The sequence below is a fragment of the Brevundimonas sp. genome, from assembly GCF_051860745.1.
In the GTDB taxonomy this organism is placed as follows: domain Bacteria; phylum Pseudomonadota; class Alphaproteobacteria; order Caulobacterales; family Caulobacteraceae; genus Brevundimonas.
This window is the reverse complement of record NZ_JBHYDN010000003.1, coordinates 139,922-166,272: the sequence shown is the minus strand read 5'-3', so window position 1 is coordinate 166,272 and position 26,351 is coordinate 139,922. Positions and strand designations below refer to the sequence as shown.

Sequence of the window (26,351 nt, the reverse complement as noted above, 5' to 3'; positions counted from 1 at the left end):
CCAATCCCTACCTCAACGCCCTTGCCAATCGAGCGCCGTCCACACAAGACCTTTTAGCGTTGGCCTGACAGCACCCACCGGCGAGGGTTATTGCTTTGTCGGCGATGCAGGCGGATTGGTAGCCATGGCCAAGCCTAGATCAACGCCTACTGTCCAAGCTGCGGCGGTCCCCCGATCAGCTGCAAATGTGCCGGCGGGAGGCGGCCCAACTGACAACTGGCCCGGGACGACGGGCCATCTGATCATTGGCATCGGCGCATCGGCCGGCGGTCTTGAAGCCTTCCGGTCGTTCTTTTCCAAAATGCCCGCGGATAGCGGTATGGCGTTCGTCCTGGTTCAGCATCTGGACCCTGACTACAACAGTGCGCTGGCTGAGATTCTTCGCGAATATACCGCGATGCCAGTGGTGAAGGCCGTCGACGGAACGGTCGCGGCCCCAAACACCGTCGCAGTCATCCCCCAGAACGCGATCCTGAAGATCGAGGATGGGGTTCTCCGTGTCGCGCCGCCGGAGACGCCGACCGCCCGGCAGTCCTCGATCGACACCTTCTTCGTGTCGTTGGCCGAGGACCAGGGTGAGAACGCTGTGGGGATTATTCTTTCGGGGTTCGGCAGCGATGGGACGATTGGTGTCGCAGCCATCAAGGAGGGCGGCGGGCTGACGCTCAGCGAAGCCGCCTTCGACCATCGCGCCAAGTTTGGCATGCCTCAGAGCGCGACTGCGGGCGGCTTTGTGGACAATGTGCTCCAACCCCAGGAGATGCCGGCGCGTTTGCTGGAATATCGCGACTTCCAAGACCATGTCGCAAGCAATGGCTTGTCCGAAGGGTCTGGACCGGACCAGACCAAATACCTGATGACGATCTGCGCCGTGCTCAACAGCCGCCTGGGGCGAGACTTCGGCCAGTACAAGTCCAGCACCCTGATGCGCCGTGTCCACCGACGGATGCAGGTGCTTCGTGTCCAGGATCCGCGGCAATATATAGGGTTGCTGCGCACATTGCCGGATGAACCCGAACTCCTGTTCCGGGAGATCCTGATCGGCGTAACGCGGTTTTTCCGCGACCCCGTCGTATTCGAGGCGCTGGCGAAGACCGCGCTGCCTGATTTGATCGCCAGAGGTGGTCCGGAACAACCTCTACGCATATGGGTGGCGGGCTGTGCGACAGGCGAGGAAGCCTATTCGATCGCCATTTTGCTCAAGGAGGCGTTGACGAACGCCGAATCGCCACGGCAAGTCACGCTCTTCGCGACGGACATCGATGATCGGGCCATTACAATTGCCCGCATCGGCCTCTACAGCGACGCCATAGAGGCCGACGTCACAGCGGAGCGGCTCGAGAAACACTTCGTCAAGGAAGGGCAGCGCTACCGGGTCGCAAAACATATCCGGGAGATGTGCGTTTTCTCAACACATGACCTGGTAAAGGATCCACCGTTTTCCAAACTCGATATGGTGTCTTGCCGAAACCTTCTGATCTACTTTGAACCAGCGTTGCAGCAGCGCGTCATCGCAACCTTTCACTACGGAATCAAACCCTGTGGTCTCTTATGGCTCGGTCCGTCCGAGACCCTTGCGGCGAGCGCGCGGCTCTTCAAGGCGTTTGACCAGCGCGGTCGGATTTTCAGGCGCCTCGATGTCGCGTCCGAGGTTCCGCGATCCCCGTCGAGCATCCGAATGACGAAGGCGTCATCGGCCAAGCCGCCGTCAGAGGCCGAGGGCATCGACGACCAGGCGGCGCGGATGATGGCGCAATTCGCACCGGCCTATATCGTCTTTGACGGTCAACACGAGATCCAGCGCTTTTCGGGCCAGGTCGCGAAATTCATGGAGCCGGTAAGCGGCGGGGCCAGCCTGAATCTCTTTCGGATGCTGCACACTCAACTGCGCTCGCCCGTCCGGACACTTGTCCGAAAGGCGCTCGAAGACCAGCGGCAGGTTCAGGAGCTGGCGACCTTTCTGGTCGCCGGACAGGCGCAAACGATCAACCTGATCGCCGAGCCGATGGCGGAACCGGTTGGGGGGCAGAGGTGTCTCCTGCTCGCCTTCCAGGAACTCGGTCCACCTGTCGGGTCAGACATCACGGATCAACCCGAGGTCAGCTCACTCGCCTCCGATACAGACCATGGCGAGCTTATCGCCGCGCGTGAGAAGCTGCAGGCCATCACCGAAGAGCTGGAAACCGCGAACGAGGAATTACAGAGCTCCAACGAAGAATTCCAATCGGTCAACGAAGAGCTTCACTCAACGGTCGAAGAACTCGAAACGTCAAAGGAAGAACTTCAGTCGATCAACGAAGAGCTGCAAACCGTTAATGCGGAGCTGAACAACAGGGCTGACAGTCTCGTCAGGTCGAACAGCGATCTCGCGAATCTCTTTGACAACACCTCGATCGCCACCCTCTTTCTGGATAATGCGTTGTGCATCCGACGGTTCACACCGGCGATCACTGAAATCTTCAATGTACGGGAGGGCGACGAAGGTCGGCCTATCGGCGACTTCGCATCCCGCCTGACCGGCTCGGCCTTGACCAAAGACATTGCGACTGTGCAGCGCGACCTCGGTTCCCTGGAGCGTGAGGCCGAATCGGAGGACGGCGCGGCAACCTATCTGGTGCGAGTAAAGCCGTACCGCGACCTCAACAACGTCATCGACGGCGTGGTCATTACGCTCATCGATATCTCCGATCGGAAACGGCTAGAACGCGACAGGGCCCATCTGGCGGCTATCGTCACCTCGTCTCAGGATGCGATCCTCAGTCACGATCTCAACGGAAAGATCACCAGCTGGAACCCGGGTGCCGAGACGATCTACGGCTACAGCGCCGACGAGATCATCGGGCAGCCAATGTCCAGGTTGCTGGACGACGTACAGATCAATGAATGGCCCGATAATCTGACGCGGCTGCGGCGCGGGGAGCTGATCACAGACATCGATATCGGCCGGGTGACCAAGGACGACCGGGTGATCCATGTGTCGCTGACGATCTCTCCCATGCGCGATAAGTCGGGCACGATTATCGGCGCTTCTGCGGTAGCGCGCGACATCGCCGTGCGAAAAGCCGCCGAAGACCGCGCTGAGACGCTAATGGCCGAGCTCGATCACCGGGTGAAAAACATTCTGGCCATCGTCTCGTCAGTGGTTACCCAGACACTCAAGGCGGACGGGACCAACGAGACGGCGAGGGCCGATATCGAAGGGCGGATACAGGCGATCGCGCGCGCGCATGGTCTGCTGACCGAGCTCGGCGGCGCTGAATGCTCATTGCGGGGACTCGTGGCAACCGAGCTACGGCCCTACGAGCAGCGCGATAACGTGGAAATGTCGGGCGTCGACGTCGTGCTTTCATCAAGGGCCAGCTTGGGCCTGGCGTTGGCGCTCCACGAATTGGCGACGAATGCGGTCAAATACGGCGCCCTTTCGACCGAGACAGGGCATCTCGACGTCAGCTGGCGCGTTACCGGAGCGGAGGGCAAGCCGGAGCTTGAAATCGTGTGGCTAGAAACCGCCGGTCCGCCCGTTGTGCCACCGAGCAGCCGAGGTTTCGGAACGAAGCTCATCGAGATCAGTCTCGTTCGTGGCTTGAACGCCAAGGTGAACCGGGAATTCCTTTCAACAGGGGTCCGTTGCGAGATTTCGGTTCCGTTTGCCGAGGACATTGGCCGCATCCGCTCCGCAGATCCGTCGCACGACTCTCCGCGATGACGGACGGTGTCGTGCGTTTCAGGGTGCTCGTGGTCGAGGATGAACCCCTGATTGGAATGGACATAGAGGACGCGGTCGAAGGACTTGGCCATGAAGTCGTCGGTCCGATCGCCGAGCTGGAAAAGGCATTGGACATGGCCACCAACGCGGCACTTGGGTTCGCGATCATCGACATCAATATCCGCGGCGGCCATTCCTATCCCGTGGCTGACATGCTCCTGAAACGCGGCTTGCCGGTGTTGCTGCTGAGTGGTTACAGCGAGCACGCCCTGCCGGAGCGATTGCGCGAAGAAGCACGCCTTCCCAAGCCCTTCACGGGCGCGCAACTGGACAAGGAAATACGCGATCTATGCGCCAGGGTGGTAAACGCCCGTCGGTAGGAACGGGCTGAGGGAGTTTGCCGACACCGCAGCAGCAACGTTCATGGTTGTGCCATTGGCGGGAGGTCCGCAGTCGTCTCCCGACGAGCTCAACGTGTTGATACATAGGCAGGCTCAGCTATGACGAAAAAATTCCCCATCGTTTGTATCGGTGGCTCTGCCGGCGGTCTCGACGCCTACACGCGGCTGCTGAAAAATCTGCCGGCCGACCTGGGCGTTGCGATCGTCATCGTAAATCACCTGCGGACCGTGGCGACGAGGCTCCACCAGATTCTTCCGAACTATACGACCATGCCCGTAGAGTTGATTTCAGACCGATTGGATGTACGTCCAGATTGCGTGTTCATCATTCCGGAGAAACGTGATCTCCATGTCCGGAATGGAGAATTCCGGCTAGAGCCGATCTCAAAGCCAAGGGGTTGGCCCGACGTCATTACGGTCTTTCTGCGCTCGCTTACGGAGAACTGGTCTGGCCAGCTGATAGCGGTCATCGTCTCGGGCTATGACGGAGACGGGGCGGCAGCGTTGTGCGGCATAAAGGACGTCGGGGGCATCACGATCGCCCAGAAGCTCGATACAGCCGTTCAGCCTGACATGCCGCAGAGCGCAATCGACAGCGGCTGCATCGATTTTATTCTTTCGCCCGAAGAAATCGCGCACGAAATTCGGCGGATCGCGGCCGGTGCTGCCAGGTTAACCGCGCCAAGTCGAAAGCCGCCCTACCCTGCCTGAAATCAGGCAACCGCGGCCGCCCAAACTGACGCCGCTTCGGCGCGGAAGCGGCGAAGAGGGTGCTGCCAAGTTAACGCCTCAAGTCGCCTTGTGAGCGAATTTTGTGCGGTTTCGGCGGACGAACGGGGTCACGCCCTCACTGCCGAACCCCCCGCTGAGCTCAGCGGTTTGCATATCCAGTTTCGCCTCGAAAAAGCTGAGCTCGTGAGTCCCCGCCGCGTTGGCTTCCGTCAGGAACTGCCGATCATAGGGGCGGGTGCTGAAGACCGCTACGCGCATACATTTCTCCTCTCCAGACCAGTCGGAACACCAGCATCCTCGCGGAGGTCACGGAGCTGCTGTTTGGGCTCCTTGCGACGAGTCTTCGCGTGGAGCCTTGCGATCATGTCCACCTCGCGATCACCTCACCTTGGATCGCCAGGGCTACGCCGCTGTCAGACCGGCTCCGGCTCGAACTGTCGGGCGAGGGCGAGCCGCTCCAGCAGATCGTCCAGGGTGACGATCCCGACGAGCGTACCCCGATCGAGCACCAGCAGGCGCGGCCGGCGCTCGCTTCGCATGCGCTCCAGAACCGCGAAGGCGTCCTCGTCCGGCGCCACGACGAGCGCTTCGTCCAGCGGGGTGCAGACTTCTCCGAGCGTCGTCCGCGCCCAGCGTTCGCGAGGCGTACGGAGGATGTCCGCTCGCTCCACCACCCCGATGAGACGATCCAGCTCGACGACCGGGTAAACGCCGTGGCGGGTGGCGGCGAGGCGATGACGGACGAAGGCTTCGAGGCCCATGTCTGACGGCGTCGTCTCGACTCGGTGCGACATGAAATCACCGATCGGGCGTCCCGCCAGATGACGGCGGGCGCCGCCATGGTCGCCCCCTTCCGCCTTTGCGACGGTCCGCAGGGTGCGCGGCAGGCTGTCGGGGTTCACGCTGATGGAATCGACGCCGAGCCCGACGAGGAAGGTCGCGATTTCGGGCCAGGTGGCCGGAGCCTCGCCGCAGATGCCGACCGGTCGGCCGTTGCGCTGCGCACCCTCCACGGCCAGGCGCAGCATCTCCAGCACCCCCGGGTCGCGTTCGTCGAAATCGAAGGCGACGACTTCGGAATCCCGGTCGACGCCGAGGACGAGCTGGGTGAGGTCGTTGGAGCCGATCGAAAACCCGTCAAAGAGCTCGGAGAAGGCGTCGATGCACAGCACGTTGTTGGGGATCTCGCACATCACGTAGACCTCCAGCCCGTTCTCGCCGCGCTTCAGGCCGCGCCGCGCCATGGCATCGAGCACGGCCCGCCCCTCCTCCACCCGGCGGCAGAACGGCACCATCAGGCGCAGGTTGGTCAGCCCCATGTCGCCGCGGACCCGGGCCAGCGCCTCGCATTCCAGCGCGAATCCGTCGGCGTAGAGCGGATGGTCGTACCGGGCGGCGCCGCGGAAGCCGATCATCGGATTCTCCTCCGCCGGCTCGAACGCCTTGCCGCCGACGAGTCGGGCGTATTCGTTGGTCTTGAAGTCCGACAGGCGCGCGATGACCGGCCGGGGATAGAAGGCGGCGGCGATCAGTCCCACGCCCTCGGCGAGCCGCCGCACGAAAAACTCGCGGGGGGAGATATCCTCGCCGATCCGGCGGGCCATGGCGGCCTGGACCTTGGGCGATGTGCGCTCCGGATGGGCGGCCGCCATCGGATGCAGGCCGATCTGTTCACCGATGATGAACTCCAGCCGCGCCAACCCCACGCCGGCGCTCGGCAGTCGCGCGGCGCGGAGCGCCATGTCCGGGTGCGCCAGGTTCAACATCACCGGAGTCTCGGGCCGGGGCAGACTGGACAGGGACAGCTGCTCTGTCTCGAACGGGACGGCGCCGGCGTAGACGCGGCCGGTCTCGCCCTCGGCGCAGGACACCGTGACGATCTGGCCGTCGACGAGGCGGCGGGTGGCGTCGCCGGCGCCGACCACGGCCGGCGTCCCCAATTCCCGTGCGACGATCGCGGCGTGGCAGGTCCGGCCGCCGCGGTCCGTCACGACGGCGGCGGCGACCTTGATGACCGGGTCCCAGTCCGGACTGGTGGACACGGAAACGAGGATCTCTCCGGGGCGGAAGGCCTCCAGGTCGCGGGCGGTGCGGACGAGGCGGACCGGCCCGGTCGCGATCTTCTCGCCCACCGCGTTGCCGGACACCAGCAGGTCGCCGGTCCCGGTCAGCCGCCAGGTGATCATCTCGTCCGCGGCGCGCCGGGAGACGACCGTCTCGGGACGGGCCTGGACCACGTAGAGGCGGCCGTCGGCGTCACGCGCCCATTCGATGTCCATCGGCATGGGCCCGCCGGCCCGTTCCGAGTAATGGGCCTCGATGACCATCGCGGCGCCCGCGAGAGCAAGGACGTCCGCATCACCCAGGCAGAAGCGCCGCCGAAGGTCCACAGGCGTCCGCAGGGTGCGGATCGGACCGCCGCGCCCGGCCCGCCAGGCGAGCCGGACCTGTTTGGCGCCCAGCCGACGATGGAGCACCGCGCGATGGCCCTCCCGGTAGGTGGGCTTGTGGACGTAGAATTCATCCGGATCGACAAGGCCCTGAACGATGCCCTCGCCGAGGCCGTAGGCGCCGGTGACCAGGACGACGTCAGGAAACCCGCTCTCCGGATCGAGGGTGAAGATGACGCCGCTGGCGGCCTCGTCCGCGCCGACCATCCGCATCACGGCGATCGACAGGGCGACCTTGAAGTGGTCGAAGCCGTTGTTGACCCGGTAGCCGATGGCCCGGTCGGTGAAGAGTGAGGCGAAGCAGCGCCGGCAGGCGTCCACAACCGCGTCCTCGTCCCGCAGGTGGAGAAAGCTGTCGTGCTGGCCCGCGAAGCTGGCGGTCGGCAGGTCCTCGGCCGTCGCCGAACTGCGAACGGCCACGCTGATCGGACCGTCGCCGGACGCGGCCAGACTCTGAAACGCCGAAGCGATCTGGTCGCGGAGCGCCGCGCCGCCGGTGGCCGCATAGACGATCTCCCGCGCCCGGGCGGCCCGGCGAGAAAGCTCCGCGACGTCGGCGGGATCGAAATCGGCGAGCAGAGCCCTCAACTTCGGCCAGGCGTCGGCTTCGGTCAGCGCGTCCCGGTAGGCGTCCGCGGTGACGGCGAACCCGTCCGGCACCGTGATCGGTCCGGAACCGAGCAACCCACGGAGCTCTCCGAGGGAGGCCGTCTTGCCCCCTACGAGCGGAACATCGGCCAGCCCCAGGCTGTCGAAGGGCCGGATGTAGGCCTGGGCGCTTCGGGGCGCCGGCTCATGCGATCGTGTCGGCATCAGAGGCTCTCCGTCTGAAAACGGGAATGTTCCCGGTCGCGGACTACGCCTCGGGATCGACCAAGGCGGGCCCAAGGGTTGCTCAGGGGCGGTCGATCACCCCCAGCAGGAGACCGGTGCGGCCGTCGCCCCACATCGGCAGGAGCAGCCGGTCGTAGCGATCCGGGCCGGTGAACCGGTGCAGGGTCGGCTGCCCGGCCTCCACGGTCGCGCTGGCTTGGGAGAGAAGAAAGTCGAACGGCGATGGGAGCGACCCTTCCCCCAGGAAGGTCCCCTCCAGCTCCGGGACGCCTCCAGCCTCCAGGCCCTCTCCGACCAGCGCGAAGCGGAACCGTTCCGGCTTGTCGAACACCTCGAGCGTAAAGGCGTCGTCCACGAGGTCGCCCATGTCGGAAGGCGTCAGATCGTCCCAGAAGGGCATGGGCGCCTTCTTGCGGATCAGGCTCCGCCAGTAGGCGTGGGCGCGGTCAAGTCGGGGCGGCAGGGTTCGGGGCGCGGAATAGGGGTGCATGACGGCCTCGCTCGATGGGAGGCTCCAGTGTCCGTGGATCGGCGCGGGCCGCCTTGATCCCGATCAAGGCGCGGCGCCTGCCGGCAGGCGACATCAAACCATGCCCGCCGCCATCGTGACCCTGACCCTCAACCCGGCGCTTGATGTATCGACGGCCACGCCGCGGATCGCGCCCGCGCACAAGCTGCGTTGCGCCCCGCCGCGTTTCGATCCCGGGGGCGGCGGCATCAATGTGGCGCGTGTGATCCAGCGCCTCGGCGGCGGGGCCCGGGCCGTCTATCCCGCCGGCGGGCCGACCGGGCAGCGGCTCACCGCGCTTCTGGAGGCGGAAGGCGCGCCCTCCCTCGCGACCGTGATCGAAGGAGAGACACGGGAGAGCTTCACTGTGATGGACCTGAGCAACACCGCGGAATACAGGTTCGTGCTGCCAGGCCCGGTGCTTTCGAACGCTGAACTGGACCGGTGCCTTGAGGCGGCGCTCGCGGCCGGGACCGAGGGCGGTTTCCTGGTCGTCAGCGGCAGCCTGCCCCCGGGCGTCGAGCCGCGACGGCTGCACGATCTGGCGCGCCGCGCGAAGGAACGCGACCTGCGCCTGGTCATTGACAGCTCCGGCCCCGCCCTGGAGGCGGCTCTGCAAGCGGGCGTGTATCTCATAAAGCCTAATCTCCGGGAGTTGTCGGACCTTGTCGGTCGGCCGCTCCCCACGACGGACGAACGTCTCAAGGCTTGCCGCGACCTAATCGACGGTGGTGGAACTGCGGCGGTCGCCCTCAGCCTGGGCGCCGAGGGCGCGCTGCTGGCGACCCGGGAGGCAGCCTGGACATCCCCGGGTCTGCCGATCGAACCGGTCAGCACGGTCGGCGCCGGCGACAGCTTCCTTGGGGCGCTCCTGTGGGTTCTCGCCCGGGAGGGGGACCCGGCCGAGGGGTTGCGCTACGCTATCGCGGCAGGCAGCGCCGCACTGCTTTCGCCGGGGACGGACCTGTGCTTGCGCGAGGACGTCCTTCGCCTCGCCGACCAGGCGGCGGTCTTCGCCATCGACGAAACCTCCTCCGTGGGGATCCCCCCGAGTCCGGACGCCCGCCGAGGCGAGTAATCGCGCCGACAGGACCGGGGCCGCGTGACGCCTTGGCGAGCGTCGCCGAAGCGGATCGGAATCCTGCCCAGGTGGGGACGCCCCGCTCGGGAGAGGGGTCAGCCCAGGCAGGCCACGACGTCGGCGTCGCTGACCTGATCGAAATCCCGATAGGCGTCGCCCACCGATCTGAACGCATCGGGCTGGAGAAGGCAGACGAATTCATCGACCTCCTCGTGGAGCTCGGCCGCAAGCGATCGCGGCGCCACTGGAACGGCCAGTACGATCCGACGCACCCCCTGAGCGCGCAGCCCCGCGATAGCGGCTCGGGCCGTGGCGCCTGTGGCCATGCCGTCGTCCACCAGCACCGCCACATGACCCTTGGGGTCGAGGGACCTGCGGTCGCCGAGGTACAACCGGCGCCGTTGATCGATTTCGGCGAGCGCAGCGACGCGCTCCCGCTCCAGCCACTCCGGGGGGGTTCCGGTCATTCTCACGATTTCTTCGTTGATGACCGTCGTGGGATGGCTTCCGCCGATCACGGCCGCGAGCGCCACCTCCGGATCATCGGGCGCTCCGATCTTGCGCACGAGGGCGAGGTCTAGCGGCGCTTCCAGCGCGCGCGCGACCTCGAGAGCGACCGGTACGCCGCCGCGGGGGATGGCGTAGACGATCACGTCTCCGTGGACACGATCGGCCAGGATTTCGCCGAGGCGCCGCCCCGCTTCGGCGCGGTCGGCGAAGGCCGGGAGTCTGTCGGACAAGGTCACCTCCGGAAGGGGGTTGGCTGCGGCTGACGCGCCGGGCGCGGTTCTGCAGGTCACGGCTGGACATCCGTCTCCTGCGGTGGGAGCGAGCGGAGATCTCCATTCGATCAATCATGCGCGGTTGGCGACCATCCGCCTTGATCCGGATCAACCCCGTCAGCGCTTCGCTGCCGCATTGGCTTGAGGGGTGAAAGTCTGCCAGATCGCCCTAACGCCAACGCGAGTCGCCGCCTCCATCGGCAGGTGGGAAGAGGGAGACCCACATCTGATGCTTGGTGAATGGATCGCCTCATCCATTTTCAATGAGATCGCCGCCCTGATGGTGCTGGCCGCCGGCTTCGGTTTCGTCGGCGTTCTGCTCAAACAGCCGCTCATCGTCAGCTTCATCGCCGTCGGGCTCCTGACGGGGCCGTCGATGCTCGATGTGGCGCGGTCGAGCGAGGCTATCGATCTGCTGGCGGAGCTCGGCATCGCCGTCCTCCTGTTCCTCGTCGGGCTCAAGCTGGACGTGAAGCTTGTGCGGTCGCTGGGCTTCGTCGCCCTCGCCACAGGGCTGGGGCAAGTGATCTTTACGTCCGTCTTCGGTTTCCTGATCTGCCTGGCCCTGGGGCTGGATCCGGTGACCTCTCTCTATGTGGCCGTGGCGCTCACCTTCTCCAGCACCATCATCATCGTGAAGCTGCTCTCCGACAAGCGGGAGCTCGAGACTCTGCATGGCCGCATCGCCCTAGGCTTCCTGATCGTCCAGGACATAGTCGTGGTGCTGGCGATGATCGCCCTCTCAGCGTTTGGCGTGGGGACGCGGACCGATGCGGGCCCGGCCGACATTCTCGCGGTTCTGGGCTCCGGACTGGCGCTCCTCGCCCTGGTGCTCCTTTTCGCGCGGTTTGGCGCGAACCGCCTGACCGAACGGCTCGCCCGAACGCCCGAGTTGCTGATCGCCTTCTCGCTTGCGCTCGCGGCTGTGTTCGCCGCGGCGGGCGAGAGTCTGGGTTTCGGTAAGGAGCTGGGCGGCCTGCTAGCGGGCGTTGCCCTCGCATCCACGCCGTTCCGGGACGCGATCGCCGCCCGGATGGCCCCCCTGCGGGACTTCCTGCTGTTGTTCTTCTTCATCGCCCTCGGCGCACAGCTGGACTTGGGAGCCCTCGGGCAAAGGGGCTGGGCAGCCGCGGTGCTCTCCCTTTTTGTGCTGGTCGGCAATCCGCTCATCGTCGTGCTGATCATGGCCAGGATGGGGTATCATACCCGGACGGGCTTCCTCGCGGGGCTGACGGTCGCCCAGATCAGCGAGTTCTCGCTGATCTTCATGGCGATGGGCGTTTCGCTCGGGCATGTGACCGGGGCCTCGCTGGGGCTTGTCACCCTGGTCGGGCTGATCACCGTCGCTGCCTCCACCTATATGATCACCTACTCCCACCAGCTTCACCGGCTGTGCGAGCCCCTGCTGGGTTTCGTGAAGGTGAATCGACGGAGTCCATCCGGGCATGCCGAGCCGGGCGAGGTCGATGGACCGGATGTGATCGTCTTCGGACTCGGTCGTTACGGCGGGGCCATAGGCGCGGGCCTCAAGGCCGCCGGGCGGCGGGTTCTGGGAGTCGATATCAGCCCTCGAGCGCTGCGGGACTGGCAGAGCCGAGGGAACGAAGGCGTCTTTGGAGATGTCGCCGACCCGGAATTCCTCGCGACCTTGCCGCTCGACTCCGCCGAATGGGTCGTCGCCACCATTCGCCCGGCCGAGGCGGGTGTCAGCCATGCCGATCCGCGGCTGGTGCTCCTGCACCAGCTCAGGGCTATGGGCTACTCGGGACGGGTCGCCGTCACCTCGACGGACCAGGCGCCAGACCAATATATTCTGGAGGAAGGCGCTGACCTGGTGGCGACGCCCTTTACCGACGCTGCGCAACAGGTCGTTCAACGCATCGAGGCGATGTCGAAACAGGACTCCCGCTCAACCGACTGAGGGCGGCTCGGGACTCACAATAAACTTCTTAGCGCGGCGCGCCTCATTGGCCCAGGCGGCGGATGTGGTGGACCCCGGCCGGTGGACTTCCGGCTTTGCGAAAGACCAGTCGAAGCTGCTTCTCGGTCTCGATGATGGCGAAGAAGACCGCGCCGACGGCGACGATAAGGATGCCGTCCATCAGCGGGACGGCCCGCGTGCCGAACACCTGTTGCAGAGGCGGCGCATAGGTGACGAGGACCTGGGCCGCCGTGATGGTAACAACGCAGACCCAGATCACGCGCGTTCCCTGGACGGCTTTCCAGGTCAGCGATGTTCCATAGATGTTTCTGATGAAAAACAGGTGGAAGATCTCCAGCACCACCAGGGTGTTGACCGCCATGGTGCGCGCGAGCTCGGGTGCGTGGCCCTTGTCGACGGCATGGGCGTAAACGCCGAACACCGCAGCCAGGAACAGGGTGGAGACGAGGACGACGTGCCAGACCAGCTCTCCCGTCAACAGCGGCTCCCCGCGGCGACGGGGCGGGCGCTTCATCGTGTTCGGTTCGGTCGGCTCAAAGGCGAGTGCGATTCCGAGCGTGACCGCGGTGATGAGATTGATCCACAGGATCTGAATGGCGGTAATCGGGAGCGCCAGACCCAGCAAGAGGGCCACGATGATCGTCATCGTCTCTCCGGCATTGGTCGGCAGCGTCCAGCTGATTACCTTCTTGATGTTGTCATAGACCGTACGGCCTTCGCGGACCGCGGCGACGATGGAGGCGAAATTGTCGTCGGCGAGAACGAGGTCCGACGCTTCCTTGGCGGCTTCGCTGCCTTTCCGGCCCATCGCGATTCCGGCGTCGGCCCGTTTCAGCGCCGGCGCGTCATTCACGCCGTCGCCCGTCATGGCGACCGTCAGCTGATGGGACTGCAGCGCGGTCACCAGCCGCAACTTGTGCTCGGGGCTCGTCCTCGCGAAGACGTCCGTGTCAATCACCGCGCCGGCCAGTTGCGCGTCATCCATTCGTTCGAGCGCGGCGCCGGTAAGGACACGATCGGGATTTTCCAGGCCGATCTGGCGGGCGATCGCCGCGGCCGTACCGGCGTGGTCTCCCGTGATCATCTTCACGCGGATGCCCGCCTCGCGACATTCGGCGACGGCGGCGATCGCCTCGGCGCGCGGCGGGTCGATCAGGCCCACCAGTCCGATGAGCACCAGCTGGCCCTCAAGATCGGCGGCGGTCAGGGCGATCTGATCACGCGGGGTCTCGCGCTGGGCCAGGGCGAGGACGCGCTGCCCCTGCGCCGCGATCGCCTCGACCCGGCCATGCCAGGCGGCCAGGTCCAGAGTCTCCGCGTCTCCATCCGCCCCGAGCTGGGCGGAACACATCGCGAGAATCCGTTCCGGGGCGCCCTTGACGGTGATCCGGGCGCCCCCCTGGAGGTCCTGATGAAGGACCGCCATATAGCGGTGCGTAGCGTCGAAGGGGATGGTGGCGACGCGCCGCCAGGTTGCAAAGGGGCTTGGTTCTGATCGCACGACCTTGCCGGCGAGGGCCTTCAGGGCTCCCTCCATGGGGTCGCCCTCCACCGTCCAGTGATCATCATGGCAGCGGAGGGCGGCGTCGTTGCAGAGCTCGGACGCCCGGGCGAACTCGAGCAGTCCGGGATGTCCCGCAAGGTCAACCTCGGCCTGATCGAGGCGGATGGCGCCTTCGGGGGCGTAGCCGACGCCCGTCACGGCGTAGGTTCGGTCAGCGCCCGCCAATGTGGTCACCATCATCTCGTTTCGTGTGAGCGTGCCCGTCTTGTCGGTGCAGATGACCGATACGGACCCGAGCGTCTCTATCGCGGGCAACCGGCGGATGATGGCGTTGCGCCGGGCCATCGCCTGGACCCCGATGGCCAGGGTTATGGTGAGGACTGCGGGGAGCCCCTCGGGGATGGCGGCGACCGACAGGCCAACCACGATCATGAACAGTTCTGCGAAGGGCATGTGCCCGACGAAGTAGCCATAGACGAGCAGAACCGTGGCGATCAGCAGGATGAGGACCGTCAGCCAGCGGGCGAAGCCGTCCATCTGACGCACCAGGGGCGTGGTCAGGGTCTCCACTGTGGAAAGCAGGCCGCTGATACGGCCGATCTCTGTCCCCCCGCCCGTCGCCACGACCACGCCGCGCCCCGCTCCTGCCGCGACGAGCGTGCCGCTGAAGGCCATGCTGGATCGGTCGCCAATCGGCGCGGTCGGTGGGACGGCTTCCGTTCGCTTGTCCACCGGTACGGACTCGCCCGTGAGAATCGCCTCGTCGACACGCAACCCGGCCGCCTCGAGGAGGCGGATGTCCGCCGGGACCTTTTCACCCGCCTCCAGCAGCACGACGTCTCCCGGCGCCAGAAGGGCGCTGTCAATGGTCCGACGTTCGCCACCACGCAGCACGGACGACTTCGGGGCCAGCATCTGGCGGATGGCGTCCATCGCCTGTTCGGCGCGGCCTTCCTGGATGAAACCGATGATCGCGTTGGCCACCACGACCGCCAGGATCACGCCCGTGTCCACCCAGTGCGCGAGGACGGCGGTCAGCGCCGCGGCGCCCAGCAGGACGTAGATCAGCACATTGTTGAAATGAGCGAGGAAGCGCCGCGGAGCAGATCTGCGTTCGGCTTTCGGCAGCGCGTTGGGGCCGAACTGTTCGAGCCGTTCCGCGGCGGCCGAAGTGCTGAGACCAATGCGCGAGACACCAAGCGTCTCAAGCACGGCCTCCTCGCTGGCGGCATGCCAGGGGACGGTCGGTTCGGGTGCAAGCATTGAAGGCCCTTCAGTCGATCGCCGCCGACGCTTCTATGGAGCGCCGAACCGATCGAGGTTCACGGACCAGAAGAACGTCGCCCGGGGCGGATTCCAGAATCCGCTTGGCGGTGCCACCGAGACGGACATCGAAGAGGCCACTCCGACCGTGAGTGCCTACAACGACGAGGTCCACCCCCTTGTCGCGCATGTAGGTGCGAACCATCGTCTCTGGGCAGCCATGTTCCAGGAGGACCTGCAGATCGCGACGCTGGCTTTGGGAGAGCTCGGACTGCGCCACGAACGTGTCACACCCCGCCTTCGCCATCGCCGTCCACTCACGCCGGAAATCGGGTTTGTCCAGAAACCCCGCGAAGGGAATTTCCCAGGCATGGAGAAGGGTCAACGGGGCGCGCGGGAAGAAGCGAGCGGCTGCCGTGAGCGCATGCTGGGAAGACGGAGAGAAGTCGGTCGCTACGAGAACCTCGCTATAGGGCCGCATGCGGCTTTTGACGATCAAGAGAGGAACCGGAGTTCGGCGCGCCAGCCGCTCGACCGTAGAGCCGAGGAAGTAGCGGCCGAGTGTCTCGTCTCGCGCAATCCCGGTGACGATCAGGTCTGCGCTGATTTCCCGGGCGACGGCCTCAATGGTCGCGACCGCCGCGCCCTCGACGACGCGGATTTCCGTCCCCTTCAGGGTCACGCCCTGATCACGACGCACCTGGGCGGCCACCACCGCCTCCCTCTCCGGCGGTCGTCGCCAGCTGGGCAGATCATCTGATCGAGCAAGCTCGGCGAGTTCATATTCATGTTCGATGACGTTGAGCACGACGAGACGCGCGCCCCACAAATTCGCCAGGTGCGCCGCGCGGTCCATTGCCCGATCGCACCGGCTGCTGAGATCTGTCGCCAGAAGGATGATCTTGGGCGATCCATCGGTCCACGATGGCTGGCTCATCACGTTGCTCCTCGGCGGGTTGTCGTTGAATATTCTTAGGCAGCGACGGCGCGGCCCGCCTTGACACGCGTCAAAAGCGGAAGGCTCATCCAGGATCTTCGAGTTGAGGCGCCGAGCATTCTCGACCTCCCGATCTGATCAGCCTCAACGTCCGCTTCCATCGTGGCCGGCAGTGGAACTACCGCTGTTGACGACGGTCTGTTCCATGGCGACCTTCGGACCAGCCGCTGCGACGCCCGCCCGAATGCGTCGCTCCGGATACCAGGCCAATGTTCGCCGGTGAGCGGTCAGTGGGACAATAGCAAGGGCGTCCGGGGGTCGTGCAGCATATGTTCCGTCGCGCCACCGAGGATGAACTCTCTTGCTCGTGACTGGCCATAGGCGCCCATGACGAAGAGGTCGGAACCGTGTCGGGCCAGATAATCCTCAAACACGGGCCCGATGCGCCGGCCGCCGGCGTCGACTTCATCGACGAGGGCGTTCACGCCGTGCGCCGCAAGATGGCGCACGGCGTCCTTGCCCAGGCCGGTGCGGGCGGAGGGCTTCTCATTGGTCACGGTCAGCACCCGAACCTCGCGCGCTTTCTGGAGGATCGGCAAGGCGTCGGCCATGGCCCGCGCGGCCGTGCGCGTTCCGTCCCAGGCGAGCACAACCGAGCCAAGGTCGCCGACCGGCAGATCCGCGACTCCGGGGCGGAAGGTCAGAACCGGACGGCCCGGTTTGATCCCGATCAAGGCCGGCGTCCGCGGGGGCGGTAGTTTTGCCGTGCCCACGGACGCCTCCTGCGAGTGTTGTTCAACACCTCACTCTGGCACGTCGATGCCGTCGGGGGGGGTCTACCCCATCACCCATTGCGGACCTGCCGACGGTCCGCTTTTAGGTGCATAGCCGACGTGCGCGCCTGGCAGGGAAAGCCTTACCGCCAAAGCCACACTGCCGCGGCGGTGTAGAAAGTAATGCCGAGTGTCAGGTTGAAGGGAAAGGTCACTGCCAGTGACGCGGTCACGAACACGCCGGTATCGGCTGTCGGCGCCGCGAGCCGCATGGCGGCGGGCACGGCAATATAGGATGCCGAACCCGCCAAGATGGACAAAAGGGTCGCATCGCCCACTTGGAGGCCGGCCATTCGGGCCAGACCCAAGGTGGTAAGAGCGGATGCGAGGGGAAACGCCACGGCAAAGCCGAGTATGGCGGGCGTAAGTTTGCGGCCTCCCTCTATCAGCCGACGGGCGGCGATCAGGCCAATGTCGAGGAGGAAGAAGCAGAGCGCCCCCTGAAACAGTGGCCCCACGAATATCTCCAGCTTTGCCATCCCCGCATGACCCGAGACCAGTCCGACAAAGAAGCTGCCCACCAACATGACCGTGGCCGCGCCGACGAAAACCTCTTTGAGGACGGCTGTGGGGCGCGCCCCCGCGCCGGCTCCCTTACGGTTCAACAGTATAAGCGCCGTCAGGATGGCGGGTGTCTCCATCAGCGCGAGGACGGCGGCCATATAGCCGCCGGAGGACAGGCCAAGCACGGCAAGATGCTGCTGACCGGCGGCGAACGTCACGATCGAGACGGACCCGTAGGTGGCCGCGAGTGCACATATCGTCGGCCGGTCCAGTCGCGACGTCCGCTTCAGAATGACGAAAGCCACAAGCGGCAGCAGTGCGCTGAGCCCTATGCCAATGGCGCCCGCAATCAGGAAGTCGCTGTGCAGGCCTGCGGCTCTTGCCTCTACTCCGCCTTTGAAGCCGATACACAGCATCAGGTACAGCGACAAAGCCTTGGAGATCGGTTCGGGAATCGACAGGTCCGACCGCGCAAAGGCGGCGGCGGCGCCGACGAAGAAGAACAGCAGCGCCGGCGATGTCAGAAGGGCCAGGCTGGCGGAGAAGTCAGGCATGCATGAAACGGGTCCGCTCGAGGTGGCCCCGTGTGGCCTCGACCGGCCCATTTTCCCAGTTTATTGGAGTGATGTCGGCAATAAGGAATGGTAATGACATGGCGGATCGGTTGGTCAATCTGGACATCGACCTCCTGCGCGCGTTCGTCACGGTCTCTGAGACCAGCAGCTTTACACGTGCAGCGGCGCTGTTGGGCCGCACCCAGCCGGCGATCAGCCTGCAGATCCGCCGTCTCGAGGACCAGCTTCGCTCGCCCCTGTTCGATCGTGGCGGCAAAGGCATTAGCCTGACCACCGAGGGTGCCGGATTGCTGCCCCAGGCGCGCTGCCTGTTGCGGCTGAATGACGAGATCGTCTCGACATTGGGGGAGGGAGACCTTGAGGGCGAGGTGCGGTTCGGCGCGCCGGAGGACATCGCCACGATGCACTTGCCGGGCATTCTGGGGGCGTTTGCGCGCAGCCACCCGCGCATCAAGCTTTCGGTGACATGCGACTACACCGCCAATCTCCTCGACCAGATGTCGCGCGGCACACTCGACTTGGCCCTGATCAAGCGCGAACCCGTCGGACCCGAGCTAGGGGTCCGGGTCTGGAGCGAACCTCTGGTTTGGGTGGCGCTCGACAAGTCAATCGGTGAGACCACACCTTTGCCGTTGATCATTGCGCCGGCCCCGGACATTTATCGAAAGCGGGCGATCGGTGCACTTCAGGAGGCGGGTATCACCTTCCGGGCTTCCTTCACCTCGCCCAGCCTTGCCGGACAGATGGCTGCTTTGCGGGCCGGCCTGGGGATAGGCGTCTTGCCGGCAGCGATGGCTCCCCGCGACCTCGCCGTCCTCGGTGCGCCCCTGCCGACGCTAAGCGACAGCGAGATAGCCCTGGTTTCCGCGCGCGGTGCGGGCGGGCCGACCGGCTTGCTGGCGCAAGAGGTGCTGCGCGCGCTTGAGCGCGGTCCAGCTCTCGCATGATGAGCGCTTATGGGTCGCATTACTCGTTCTGATTAGCGCTACACCGGTATTGTATTCAGGGTGATCAGGCGGACCGGGTCCCTATGACGATCTTCCTGAACGTGTTTTCCGGCGCCTGAGGAGGAGATACCCCGCCGGGATGACGAGCATCGACAACAAAGGCGCCGTGATCATGCCGCCGATCACCGGCGCGGCGATCCGGCTCATGATCTCCGAGCCGGCGCCGTGACCGATCAGGATCGGGAACAGGCCCGCCAGAATCACCGCTACGGTCATCGCCTTGGGCCGAACCCGCAGCAGGGCGCCTTCCCGGACCGCTTCCTCGACCTGCGTGCCGTCCGGGTCGGGTCCCCGATCCCTGAGCGCGTGCTTTAGATAGATCAGCATCACCACGCCGAACTCGGCCGCGAGGCCGGCCAGGGCGATGAAGCCGACGCCGGTGGCGACAGACTGGTTGAAGCCCAGCAGGTAGAGCATCCATACGCCGCCGGTAAGAGCAAACGGCAGCGTCGCCATGATCAGGGCGGCTTCGTCGAACCGGCCAAAGGTCAGGTAGAGCAGCAGGAAGATGATCGCGAGGGTCGCCGGTACGACGATCTTCAGGCGGTTGGCGGCGCGCTCGAGATATTCAAACTGCCCGGAGTAGGCGATGCTTACCCCGGGGCCGAGATCGACGTCCGCCGCGACGGCGCGCCGCAGGTCCCCCACCACGGACGCCAGATCCCGACCACGGACGTCAATATAGACCCAGGTCGAGGGCCGTCCATTCTCGGACTTGAGCATCGGCGGCCCGTCGGCGATGCGAATGCCGGCCACCGCGCCCAAGGTGATCTGCTGGCCCGTCGGGGTCAGGATCGGAAGGTTCCGCAGCTGTTCGGGATTGTCGCGCATCTCGCGCGGATAACGGACGCTGATTGGATAGCGCGCCACCCCCTCGACCGTCTGACCGATGGTCTCGCCGCCGATGGCGCTGGCGACGATCGACTGAACATCGGCGATGTTGAGCCCGTAGCGGCCCGCGGCGGCGCGATCGATATCGACATCCACATAGCGGCCGCCGGTCAGGCGCTCGGCGATCGCCGAGCTCACCCCCGGCACGGCCTCCGCGACCTCGGCGACGCGGCCGGCGATACGGTCGATCACGGCCAGATCGGCCCCCGAAACCTTGACGCCGATGGGGCTTTTGATTCCCGTCGCCAGCATGTCGATGCGGTTGCGGATCGGCGGCACCCAGACATTGGCCAGGCCCGGAACCTGAACCGCGCGGTCGAGCTCTTCGACCAGCTTTTCCGGCGTCATGCCGGGCCGCCATTGGTCCCGCGGCTTGAACTGGATCGTGGTTTCGAACATCTCCAGCGGGGCCGGATCGGTGGCGGATTCCGCCCTCCCCGCCTTGCCGAACACGGTGGCGACCTCGGGCACGGTTCGGATCATCCGGTCGGTTCTCTGCAGCAGCGCTGACGCCGCCGCCGCCGACAGACCCGGCTGGGCGGACGGCATGTAGAGCAGATCGCCCTCGTCCATGGCGGGCATGAACTCGCCGCCGATCTGGCTCAGCGGCCAAGCGGTCGTGGCGAACGCGATGACAGCGATCGCCAAGGTCGTCCGCGGTCGCCGGAGCACCCAGTCGAGCGGGGCGCGATAGAGGTGCGTCAACCATCGGTTGACGGGATTGGCCTGCTCCGCGGGGATGCGCCCCCGGATCAGATAACCCATCAGGACCGGCACGAGAGTCACCGACAGGATGGCCGCTGCCGCCATGGCGTAGCTCTTGGTGAAGGCCAGCGGCGCGAACAACCGGCCCTCCTGGGCTTGCAGGCTGAACACCGGAATGAACGACAGGGTAATGATCACCAGGCTGAGGAACAGGGCCGGACCGACTTCCACCGCAGCGTCCGTGATCACCTTCCAGCGAGACTCTCCCGCGAGCGTTTCGTCGGGGTGCTCATGCTCCCACCGTTCGATATGCTTGTGGGCGTTCTCGATCATGACCACCGCCGCGTCGACCATGGCTCCGACGGCGATGGCGATGCCCCCGAGCGACATGATGTTGGCGTTCACCCCCTGCAGGTTCATGATCAGAAAGGCGGCGAGCACGCCGAGCGGCAAGGTCAGGATGGCCACCAGGGCGGAACGGGCGTGCCACAGGAACAGGCCGCAGACGAGGGCGACGACGATGAACTCCTCGATCAGCTTGGTGCTGAGGTTGGCGATGGCGCGGTCGATCAGCTGCGAGCGATCATAGGTCGTCACCACCTCGACCCCGGGAGGCAAACCGGCCTTCAGGGTCTCGAGCCGGTCGGCGACGGCCTCGATCGTGGCCCGGGCGTCGGCCCCCGAGCGCAGGATGACCACCCCGCCTGCGACCTCGCCCTCGCCGTTCAGCTCGGCAATGCCGCGCCGCATCTCGGGACCGACCTGAACCGTGGCGACGTCGCCGAGGGTGACGGGCACGCCGCCCGCCGCCGTCCGGACGGGCACGGCCCGGAAATCGTCGAGACTGGTCAGATAGCCGTTGGCCCTGACCATATATTCGGCTTCGGCCAGCTCCAGCACCGACCCGCCGGTTTCGGAATTGGCGCGCCCAATCGCCTCAACCACGGCCTGATGGGTGACGCCGTAGGCGGCCAGCCGGACCGGGTCGAGCACCACCTGGTACTGCCGCACCATGCCCCCGATACTGGCCACCTCGGCCACGCCCGGAACGGTTTTCAGTTCATAGCGGAGGAACCAGTCCTGCAGGCTTCGCAACTGGGCCAAGTCGTGGCGGCCGGAACGGTCAACGAGGGCGTATTCATAAACCCAGCCGACGCCTGTGGCGTCCGGGCCCAAGGCGGGACGTGCGCTCTCCGGAAGGCGAGCCTGCACCTGGTTCAGGTATTCGAGAACCCGGGACCGCGCCCAGTAGAGGTCGGTTCCCTCGTCGAACAGGACGTAAACGAAGCTGTCGCCGAAGAAGGAATAGCCCCGCACGGTGCGCGCGCCGGGCACCGACAGCATGGTGGTGGCCAGGGGGTAGGTGACCTGGTTTTCGACAATCTGCGGAGCCTGGCCGGGATAGCTGGTGCGAATGATCACCTGGACGTCGGACAGGTCGGGCAAGGCGTCCACCGGGGTGGTCCGCACCGCCCAGAGGCCGGCCGCCGCCAGGGCGAAGGCGGCCATAAGCACAAGGAAGCGGGCCCGGACCGAGGCGCGGATGAGGGCGGCGATCATTGCGCGGCTCCTCCATGGCCGGCGTGTTCATCCGCCACGGCCGGCGGAGCAGCCGGAGTGGGCGCAGCGGGCGCGGTCGGCGCAGGATGCGTTGAATGCGCCGCGGGCGCCGAGGACGCAGCCGGCGCGACAGGCACCCGCCCGCCCGAAATCGGCCGGGCCGCCACGCCGGAGAGGCTGGCCTCGGAGTCGATCAGAAACTGACCCGAGGCCACGATGCGTTCGCCCTCCGCCAGCCCGCCCACGATCTCGGTCATCCCGCCGGATTCCCGTCCGGTCCGGACCTCGGTCGGCTGGTAGCGACCCTCGGGCAGGGCCAGCATTACGAGGGTTCTTTCGCCTGTTCGGATCACGGTTTCGGACGGAACGAGCAGAACCGGACCGCCGCCCCCTCCGAAGGTGATCTGCCCGTACATACCGGGCCGCAGCCGCCCCGCGCGATTGGCCATCTCGATGCGCGCGGTCAGGGTGCGGCTGTCCCCGGACACCTCGGGCAGCAGCGCCGTCAGGCGTCCGGCGAACCGTTCGCCCGGGAAGGCGGACAGGGCGACCTCGACGGCCTGGCCCACCCGGAGCCGGTCCGCCTGCATCTCGGGAACGGCGGCGTTCAACCACACGGTCGACAGCCCGCTGATCTCGGCGAGGGTCTGCCCGGGGTTGACGCTCATCCCGGTCCGAACGCCCAGACTGCGGATGGCCCCGGCGGACGGGCTGGCGATGGTCACCGTGGTCCTCGGCCGACCGGTTCGTTCGACCTGGGCGATCAGCGGCTCGGACATCCCGAGCAGCACGAGTCGACGCCGGGCCGCCTCGATCAGGGCCGCGTCGCCCGTCCGGCGGACGGCCAGATACTCGCCCTGGGCCCCGGCCCACTCCGGGATGAGGAGGTCGACCAGGGGCGCGCCGGCGGCGATGATGTCGCCGGGCGCGCGGCCGTAGACTCGCTGAACAAAGCCGGCGGCGCGCGCCTGGACGATGGCCACATCGCGCTGATTATAGTCGATCACCGCGGAGGCGGTGAGGTCGCCTTCCAGCGGCCCCCGGCGCACCGTCGCCAGACGCATGCCGAGGTTCTGGGCCAGAGCCGAATCGATGCGCACGCCGGGCGCACCGCCCGCCTCGTCGGCGTGTTTCGGGATCAGTTCCATGTTCATCGAGGAGCGGCCCGGGCCCGGGTAGCGCTCGTTGGGCAGCATCGGATCGTACCAGTAGAGAATTTCGCGCTCTCCGGGTCGGACGTCGCCGCCGACGGCCTTGTCGGCGCGCTCCAGCATCGGGCGACCGATCAGTCCCGCCGCGAGGCCGACGCCGAGAACCAGGGCGGCGCCCGCCGCAAGCGCGACGCGATTGTTGGGCGAACCGGTCATCGGTCGTCGCTCCTGTAGGTGAGGGTGATGCGAACCGTGTCGCGGGCCAGGGCGGCTTCGCGATCGAGGGCGTCGAGGCGCGCGTCGGCCATCGCGGTAAAGACTTCGAGGACCTCCGCCAGGCCCACGCGCCCCGCGGCGTAGCTCGCGGTTTCCAGATCCGCTCTCTGGCGGGCGGCCGGAAGAATGACGTCGCGCGACCGGACCCACTGGTCCCGGCGCGCGGCAAGGTCGGCGAGCGCGGCGTCAAGGGCGGCGCGTAATTCGCGCGCTACGGCCTCGCGCTCCAGCCGCACGCGCACGGCGTCGGCGGCGCGGGCGGTGATCAACGGCTCCTGGCGCTGATTGGCGAAGAGCGGCAAGCTGACGCTGGCCCCCACCGACAGCATGTCCCCGAACATGGGATCCCGGCGGCCGTAGCTGACCTCGAAGGACCAGTCGGGCCGTCGCCCCGACCGGGCGAGGTCGACCTCGGCGTCGGCGCGGCTTCCGGCCGCCCGCCATACCTGCAGGGTCGGGAGCCGCTCCAGGCCGATTCTGAGGACGGCGGGCTCGACCTCGAGGTCGGGTGCTGGCCCGCTCGCCGCTGGATCCAGGTCGCCGGTCCAGCGCGTCAACTCGCCGCGAGCCCTCGTCTCGTCGGCGATGAGCATGCTGCGCCGGTCCTGGAGGGCGGCGCGCAACAAGACCGGCGTCAGGGCGCCGGCCGGCCGATCCGTTCCGGACGCCACGCCCGCAGGCGCGGCGTCCCAGAGAGGCTCCAGCGTCGAGAGCACCTCCTCGATCGCGGCGAGCCGGCGCCCGGTGTAGTGCAGGTCAATCCAGGCCAGGCCGACGGCGATCCGCGCTTCGCGGCGGGCGATTGCATCGCCGGCGGCGGCCACCTCGATGTCGGCTTCCGCCACGGCGCGCTCGGCGCGCCGCCGGGCTCCACTGGGAACCTCCTGCATGAGGCCGATGCGGGCCATGGTCATTTCGTCGTCGCCGAACCGACCAGCCATGGGGCCCGAGACCGGCAGGTTGTCGATCCCGAACCGGAGCTGTGGGTCCGGGAGCCGGCCTGCGGCCGCCGAGGCCGCCGAGGCCGCCGACACGCCAAGGGCGCTGGCCCGCAGTTGCGGAGCAGTTGCCTCGGCGAGCGCCAGGGCCTCGTCGAAGGTCAACGGCTCCGCCATAGCCGGCGCGCCAAAGGCGGCGAGCACGCAGATGGCGGCTGCGGCGCCGGCCGTCCCCTTGGGGCCGCTCCTGGCTCGCCGGGGCGGCTTCCCGCTGTCCGGACAGGCCGCGGCGGGTGACGCGGGACGGCCCGGAGCCGTTCGATAGTCGGAGTTCATTGGAATGTCCTCAAGACCCCGCGCCGATCACCTTGAGGCGGCGCGGAAAGCAGGTCGTTCGGCCAACGCCCACGCGAGCGCGCAGGCCGTGGTCAGCGAAGCTGGGCTACGCCGGCGACTTGGGAGGATTGCCGAGGGGCGCGGGCCATTCCCCTGCGCGGGTGTCGTCGCGGCCTAATGCGACCTGCTGCCGGCGCGGCGCCGGCGGCCGGACCGTGAAGTCCGCGCCGGACGGCAGCGGAACCACGACCGCGGTGCAAGCCACGCGGCCCATGCAGTCGGGGCCGGCGTCATCGCAGGGAGCCGCCGGACCTTCGGCCCCCGCCTGCATCATCATCTCGGTGCAATCCGGCATGGCGTCCATGGCGTCCGCGGTCGCGTCCGGCCGCTCAGGCGCGGCGAACGCCGACGCCTGGCCGATGGAGCCGGCCAGAACGAGTGCGAACAGAAGGGTGCGAACAATGCGCCACATGCCGCGGACGTTCCGCTTCGCTCTCCGGCGAGTCAAGGCGGCGGGCGCTCCGCTCAAACCCCGGCTTGACATCCGAAGAAGAGGAGTTCGAGGCGATCGTGCAGGGTCGCCCGGGCGAACCTCTGTGCGCCGATGAAGTCGGAACCAACCGGGTTCCGCTGTCCATCCACTCATCGCCTGAGCCGGGCACGGACAGGGCATGGGTGCATGGCCGGTCCTGCGGATCGCGTCACTCCGGCCGGACGGCCCGCCGTGATGCCTTGAACACCTTCACGTCCCGCGCCAGCCGGATCCAGAGAAGGATGAACCCCGAAATGACGATGCTCAGCGTCAACGCCGTGGTGATGATGATCAGGGGGTGATTGAAATCCTCGCCGTCGTTCCAGTCCATGACATGGAGACGCCAGAAGAAGTCGAAGAGGCGCCAGACGCCGGAGCGGCGGGTCACCACCTCGGCCGTGGCCGGAGACAGGTAGAAGCTGGTCTTTTCGCGGTCAGCGAAATCCACGCGCCAGAGAGGTCCCGTGCGGCCCGTCTCCTGGGGCGCCTCCGGCAACAGCGCGACGCCGGACACTTCCGCCGTTCCTCGATAGGCGCGCTTGGCGAATGCCGAGGCGTCCGCGGCCGACAGGGGACCGAAGGGCCGACCGGTCAGGGCGGATACGATGATCGGCTCGCCGCTGGCGGGCTTCAATGTCCAGGCCGGCCCCCGGGGGGTCGTGTGCAATTCCGCCTGGACGGGAGCGACGCCCGCGCGGCGGGCGATCTCGCCGAGCGCCGGCAAGCGGCCCAGAGCGAGTGGATTTGGCTTGAGTTCGGCTGCGCGATGTTCGCCGCGCACCGTCTCGATCGGAATGGCCGTCATGACCAGACCGCCGCCCACCCAGAAAAGAACCTGGAGCCCGACCACCAGGGCGATCCATTTATGCAACTGCGTCGAGAGCTTGAGAACGTTCATGACCG

Annotated in this window: 19 protein-coding genes; 6 read left to right on the top strand and 13 right to left on the bottom strand. The window is 66.5% G+C overall.

Annotation, left to right across the window (positions count from 1 at the left end):
- The first annotated feature begins 124 nt into the window (after positions 1-124).
- The 3 genes from ACTIEW_RS05215 (at position 125) to ACTIEW_RS05205 (ending at position 4,818) form a co-directional block, all read left to right on the top strand.
- On the top strand, positions 125-3,706 hold the full coding sequence (locus ACTIEW_RS05215; protein ID WP_439476859.1) for a CheR family methyltransferase: 3,582 nt from the start codon (positions 125-127) through the stop codon (positions 3,704-3,706).
- Complete coding sequence (locus ACTIEW_RS05210; RefSeq protein ID WP_439476858.1) at positions 3,703-4,086, top strand: response regulator; 384 nt, start codon at positions 3,703-3,705, stop codon at positions 4,084-4,086. Before ACTIEW_RS05215 ends, ACTIEW_RS05210 begins: the two co-directional genes overlap by 4 nt.
- A gap of 120 nt (positions 4,087-4,206) precedes the next feature.
- Positions 4,207-4,818 (top strand): chemotaxis protein CheB, encoded by a 612-nt coding sequence (locus ACTIEW_RS05205; protein WP_439476857.1) that lies wholly within the window; start codon positions 4,207-4,209, stop codon positions 4,816-4,818.
- A gap of 78 nt (positions 4,819-4,896) precedes the next feature.
- Here ACTIEW_RS05205 and ACTIEW_RS05200 read toward each other — a convergent pair whose 3' ends face one another.
- The 3 genes from ACTIEW_RS05200 to ACTIEW_RS05190 form a co-directional block, all read right to left on the bottom strand.
- A complete protein-coding gene (locus tag ACTIEW_RS05200; RefSeq protein ID WP_439476856.1) occupies positions 4,897-5,097 on the bottom strand; it encodes a hypothetical protein in 201 nt (66 codons plus the stop codon).
- 155 nt (positions 5,098-5,252) lie between these two features.
- Positions 5,253-8,102: a phosphoenolpyruvate synthase gene (ppsA, locus tag ACTIEW_RS05195; protein WP_439476855.1), complete on the bottom strand. Its 2,850-nt coding sequence runs from the start codon at positions 8,100-8,102 to the stop codon at positions 5,253-5,255.
- A gap of 82 nt (positions 8,103-8,184) precedes the next feature.
- Positions 8,185-8,613, bottom strand: a complete 429-nt coding sequence (locus ACTIEW_RS05190) for a hypothetical protein (RefSeq protein WP_439476854.1) — start codon at positions 8,611-8,613, stop codon at positions 8,185-8,187.
- 100 nt (positions 8,614-8,713) lie between these two features.
- On the opposite strand from ACTIEW_RS05190, the gene ACTIEW_RS05185 reads away from it, so the two are divergent.
- A complete protein-coding gene (locus ACTIEW_RS05185; protein WP_439476853.1) occupies positions 8,714-9,709 on the top strand; it encodes a 1-phosphofructokinase family hexose kinase in 996 nt (331 codons plus the stop codon).
- A gap of 98 nt (positions 9,710-9,807) precedes the next feature.
- Here ACTIEW_RS05185 and ACTIEW_RS05180 read toward each other — a convergent pair whose 3' ends face one another.
- Entirely contained in the window at positions 9,808-10,452 is a 645-nt protein-coding gene (locus tag ACTIEW_RS05180) for a phosphoribosyltransferase (protein WP_439476852.1), read from the bottom strand.
- A 271-nt stretch (positions 10,453-10,723) separates the two neighbouring features.
- Here ACTIEW_RS05180 and ACTIEW_RS05175 point away from each other — a divergent pair, with 271 nt between their 5' ends.
- Positions 10,724-12,415, top strand: coding sequence for a cation:proton antiporter (locus ACTIEW_RS05175; RefSeq protein ID WP_439476851.1), 1,692 nt, complete (start codon positions 10,724-10,726; stop codon positions 12,413-12,415).
- A 43-nt stretch (positions 12,416-12,458) separates the two neighbouring features.
- Here the strand turns inward: ACTIEW_RS05175 and ACTIEW_RS05170 are convergent, their stop codons facing one another.
- The 4 genes from ACTIEW_RS05170 to ACTIEW_RS05155 form a co-directional block, all read right to left on the bottom strand.
- Positions 12,459-15,203 (bottom strand): cation-transporting P-type ATPase, encoded by a 2,745-nt coding sequence (locus tag ACTIEW_RS05170; protein WP_439476850.1) that lies wholly within the window; start codon positions 15,201-15,203, stop codon positions 12,459-12,461.
- 10 nt (positions 15,204-15,213) lie between these two features.
- Positions 15,214-16,140 (bottom strand): universal stress protein, encoded by a 927-nt coding sequence (locus ACTIEW_RS05165; protein WP_439476849.1) that lies wholly within the window; start codon positions 16,138-16,140, stop codon positions 15,214-15,216.
- A gap of 287 nt (positions 16,141-16,427) precedes the next feature.
- Positions 16,428-16,874: a universal stress protein gene (locus ACTIEW_RS05160; protein ID WP_439476848.1), complete on the bottom strand. Its 447-nt coding sequence runs from the start codon at positions 16,872-16,874 to the stop codon at positions 16,428-16,430.
- A gap of 182 nt (positions 16,875-17,056) precedes the next feature.
- Positions 17,057-18,031 (bottom strand): sodium-dependent bicarbonate transport family permease, encoded by a 975-nt coding sequence (locus tag ACTIEW_RS05155; protein WP_439476847.1) that lies wholly within the window; start codon positions 18,029-18,031, stop codon positions 17,057-17,059.
- Positions 18,032-18,129: 98 nt separating this feature from the next.
- Here ACTIEW_RS05155 and ACTIEW_RS05150 point away from each other — a divergent pair, with 98 nt between their 5' ends.
- Positions 18,130-18,999: a LysR substrate-binding domain-containing protein gene (locus tag ACTIEW_RS05150; RefSeq protein WP_439476846.1), complete on the top strand. Its 870-nt coding sequence runs from the start codon at positions 18,130-18,132 to the stop codon at positions 18,997-18,999.
- 81 nt (positions 19,000-19,080) lie between these two features.
- On the opposite strand, the gene ACTIEW_RS05145 is transcribed toward ACTIEW_RS05150, so the two are convergent.
- The 5 genes from ACTIEW_RS05145 to ACTIEW_RS05125 all read right to left on the bottom strand — a co-directional run bounded on the left by ACTIEW_RS05145 (position 19,081) and on the right by ACTIEW_RS05125 (position 26,346).
- Entirely contained in the window at positions 19,081-22,215 is a 3,135-nt protein-coding gene (locus ACTIEW_RS05145) for an efflux RND transporter permease subunit (RefSeq protein ID WP_439476845.1), read from the bottom strand.
- Positions 22,212-23,582: an efflux RND transporter periplasmic adaptor subunit gene (locus tag ACTIEW_RS05140; protein ID WP_439476844.1), complete on the bottom strand. Its 1,371-nt coding sequence runs from the start codon at positions 23,580-23,582 to the stop codon at positions 22,212-22,214. Before ACTIEW_RS05140 ends, ACTIEW_RS05145 begins: the two co-directional genes overlap by 4 nt.
- Entirely contained in the window at positions 23,579-24,916 is a 1,338-nt protein-coding gene (locus ACTIEW_RS05135) for a TolC family protein (protein WP_439476843.1), read from the bottom strand. The genes ACTIEW_RS05140 and ACTIEW_RS05135 overlap by 4 nt, the downstream gene beginning before the upstream one ends.
- Before the next feature lie 106 nt (positions 24,917-25,022).
- Positions 25,023-25,388, bottom strand: coding sequence for a hypothetical protein (locus ACTIEW_RS05130; protein ID WP_439476842.1), 366 nt, complete (start codon positions 25,386-25,388; stop codon positions 25,023-25,025).
- A 229-nt stretch (positions 25,389-25,617) separates the two neighbouring features.
- A complete protein-coding gene (locus ACTIEW_RS05125; protein WP_439476841.1) occupies positions 25,618-26,346 on the bottom strand; it encodes a PepSY domain-containing protein in 729 nt (242 codons plus the stop codon).
- Positions 26,347-26,351 lie beyond the last annotated feature (5 nt).

Excerpts from the sequence above, each read along its gene's own strand:
- ACTIEW_RS05210 (WP_439476858.1), top strand. The coding sequence starts at position 3,703 with ATGACGGACGGTGTCGTGCGTTTCAGGGTGCTCGTGGTCGAGGATGAA.
- ACTIEW_RS05170 (WP_439476850.1), bottom strand. The coding sequence starts at position 15,203 with ATGCTTGCACCCGAACCGACCGTCCCCTGGCATGCCGCCAGCGAGGAG.
- ACTIEW_RS05175 (WP_439476851.1), top strand. The coding sequence starts at position 10,724 with ATGCTTGGTGAATGGATCGCCTCATCCATTTTCAATGAGATCGCCGCC.
- ACTIEW_RS05185 (WP_439476853.1), top strand. The coding sequence starts at position 8,714 with ATGCCCGCCGCCATCGTGACCCTGACCCTCAACCCGGCGCTTGATGTA.
- ACTIEW_RS05125 (WP_439476841.1), bottom strand. The coding sequence starts at position 26,346 with ATGAACGTTCTCAAGCTCTCGACGCAGTTGCATAAATGGATCGCCCTG.
- ACTIEW_RS05150 (WP_439476846.1), top strand. The coding sequence starts at position 18,130 with ATGGCGGATCGGTTGGTCAATCTGGACATCGACCTCCTGCGCGCGTTC.
- ACTIEW_RS05145 (WP_439476845.1), bottom strand. The coding sequence starts at position 22,215 with ATGATCGCCGCCCTCATCCGCGCCTCGGTCCGGGCCCGCTTCCTTGTG.
- ACTIEW_RS05135 (WP_439476843.1), bottom strand. The coding sequence starts at position 24,916 with ATGAACTCCGACTATCGAACGGCTCCGGGCCGTCCCGCGTCACCCGCC.
- ACTIEW_RS05200 (WP_439476856.1), bottom strand. The coding sequence starts at position 5,097 with ATGCGCGTAGCGGTCTTCAGCACCCGCCCCTATGATCGGCAGTTCCTG.
- ACTIEW_RS05190 (WP_439476854.1), bottom strand. The coding sequence starts at position 8,613 with ATGCACCCCTATTCCGCGCCCCGAACCCTGCCGCCCCGACTTGACCGC.
- ACTIEW_RS05155 (WP_439476847.1), bottom strand. The coding sequence starts at position 18,031 with ATGCCTGACTTCTCCGCCAGCCTGGCCCTTCTGACATCGCCGGCGCTG.
- ACTIEW_RS05140 (WP_439476844.1), bottom strand. The coding sequence starts at position 23,582 with ATGACCGGTTCGCCCAACAATCGCGTCGCGCTTGCGGCGGGCGCCGCC.
- ACTIEW_RS05205 (WP_439476857.1), top strand. The coding sequence starts at position 4,207 with ATGACGAAAAAATTCCCCATCGTTTGTATCGGTGGCTCTGCCGGCGGT.
- ppsA (WP_439476855.1), bottom strand. The coding sequence starts at position 8,102 with ATGCCGACACGATCGCATGAGCCGGCGCCCCGAAGCGCCCAGGCCTAC.
- ACTIEW_RS05215 (WP_439476859.1), top strand. The coding sequence starts at position 125 with ATGGCCAAGCCTAGATCAACGCCTACTGTCCAAGCTGCGGCGGTCCCC.
- ACTIEW_RS05130 (WP_439476842.1), bottom strand. The coding sequence starts at position 25,388 with ATGTGGCGCATTGTTCGCACCCTTCTGTTCGCACTCGTTCTGGCCGGC.
- ACTIEW_RS05165 (WP_439476849.1), bottom strand. The coding sequence starts at position 16,140 with ATGAGCCAGCCATCGTGGACCGATGGATCGCCCAAGATCATCCTTCTG.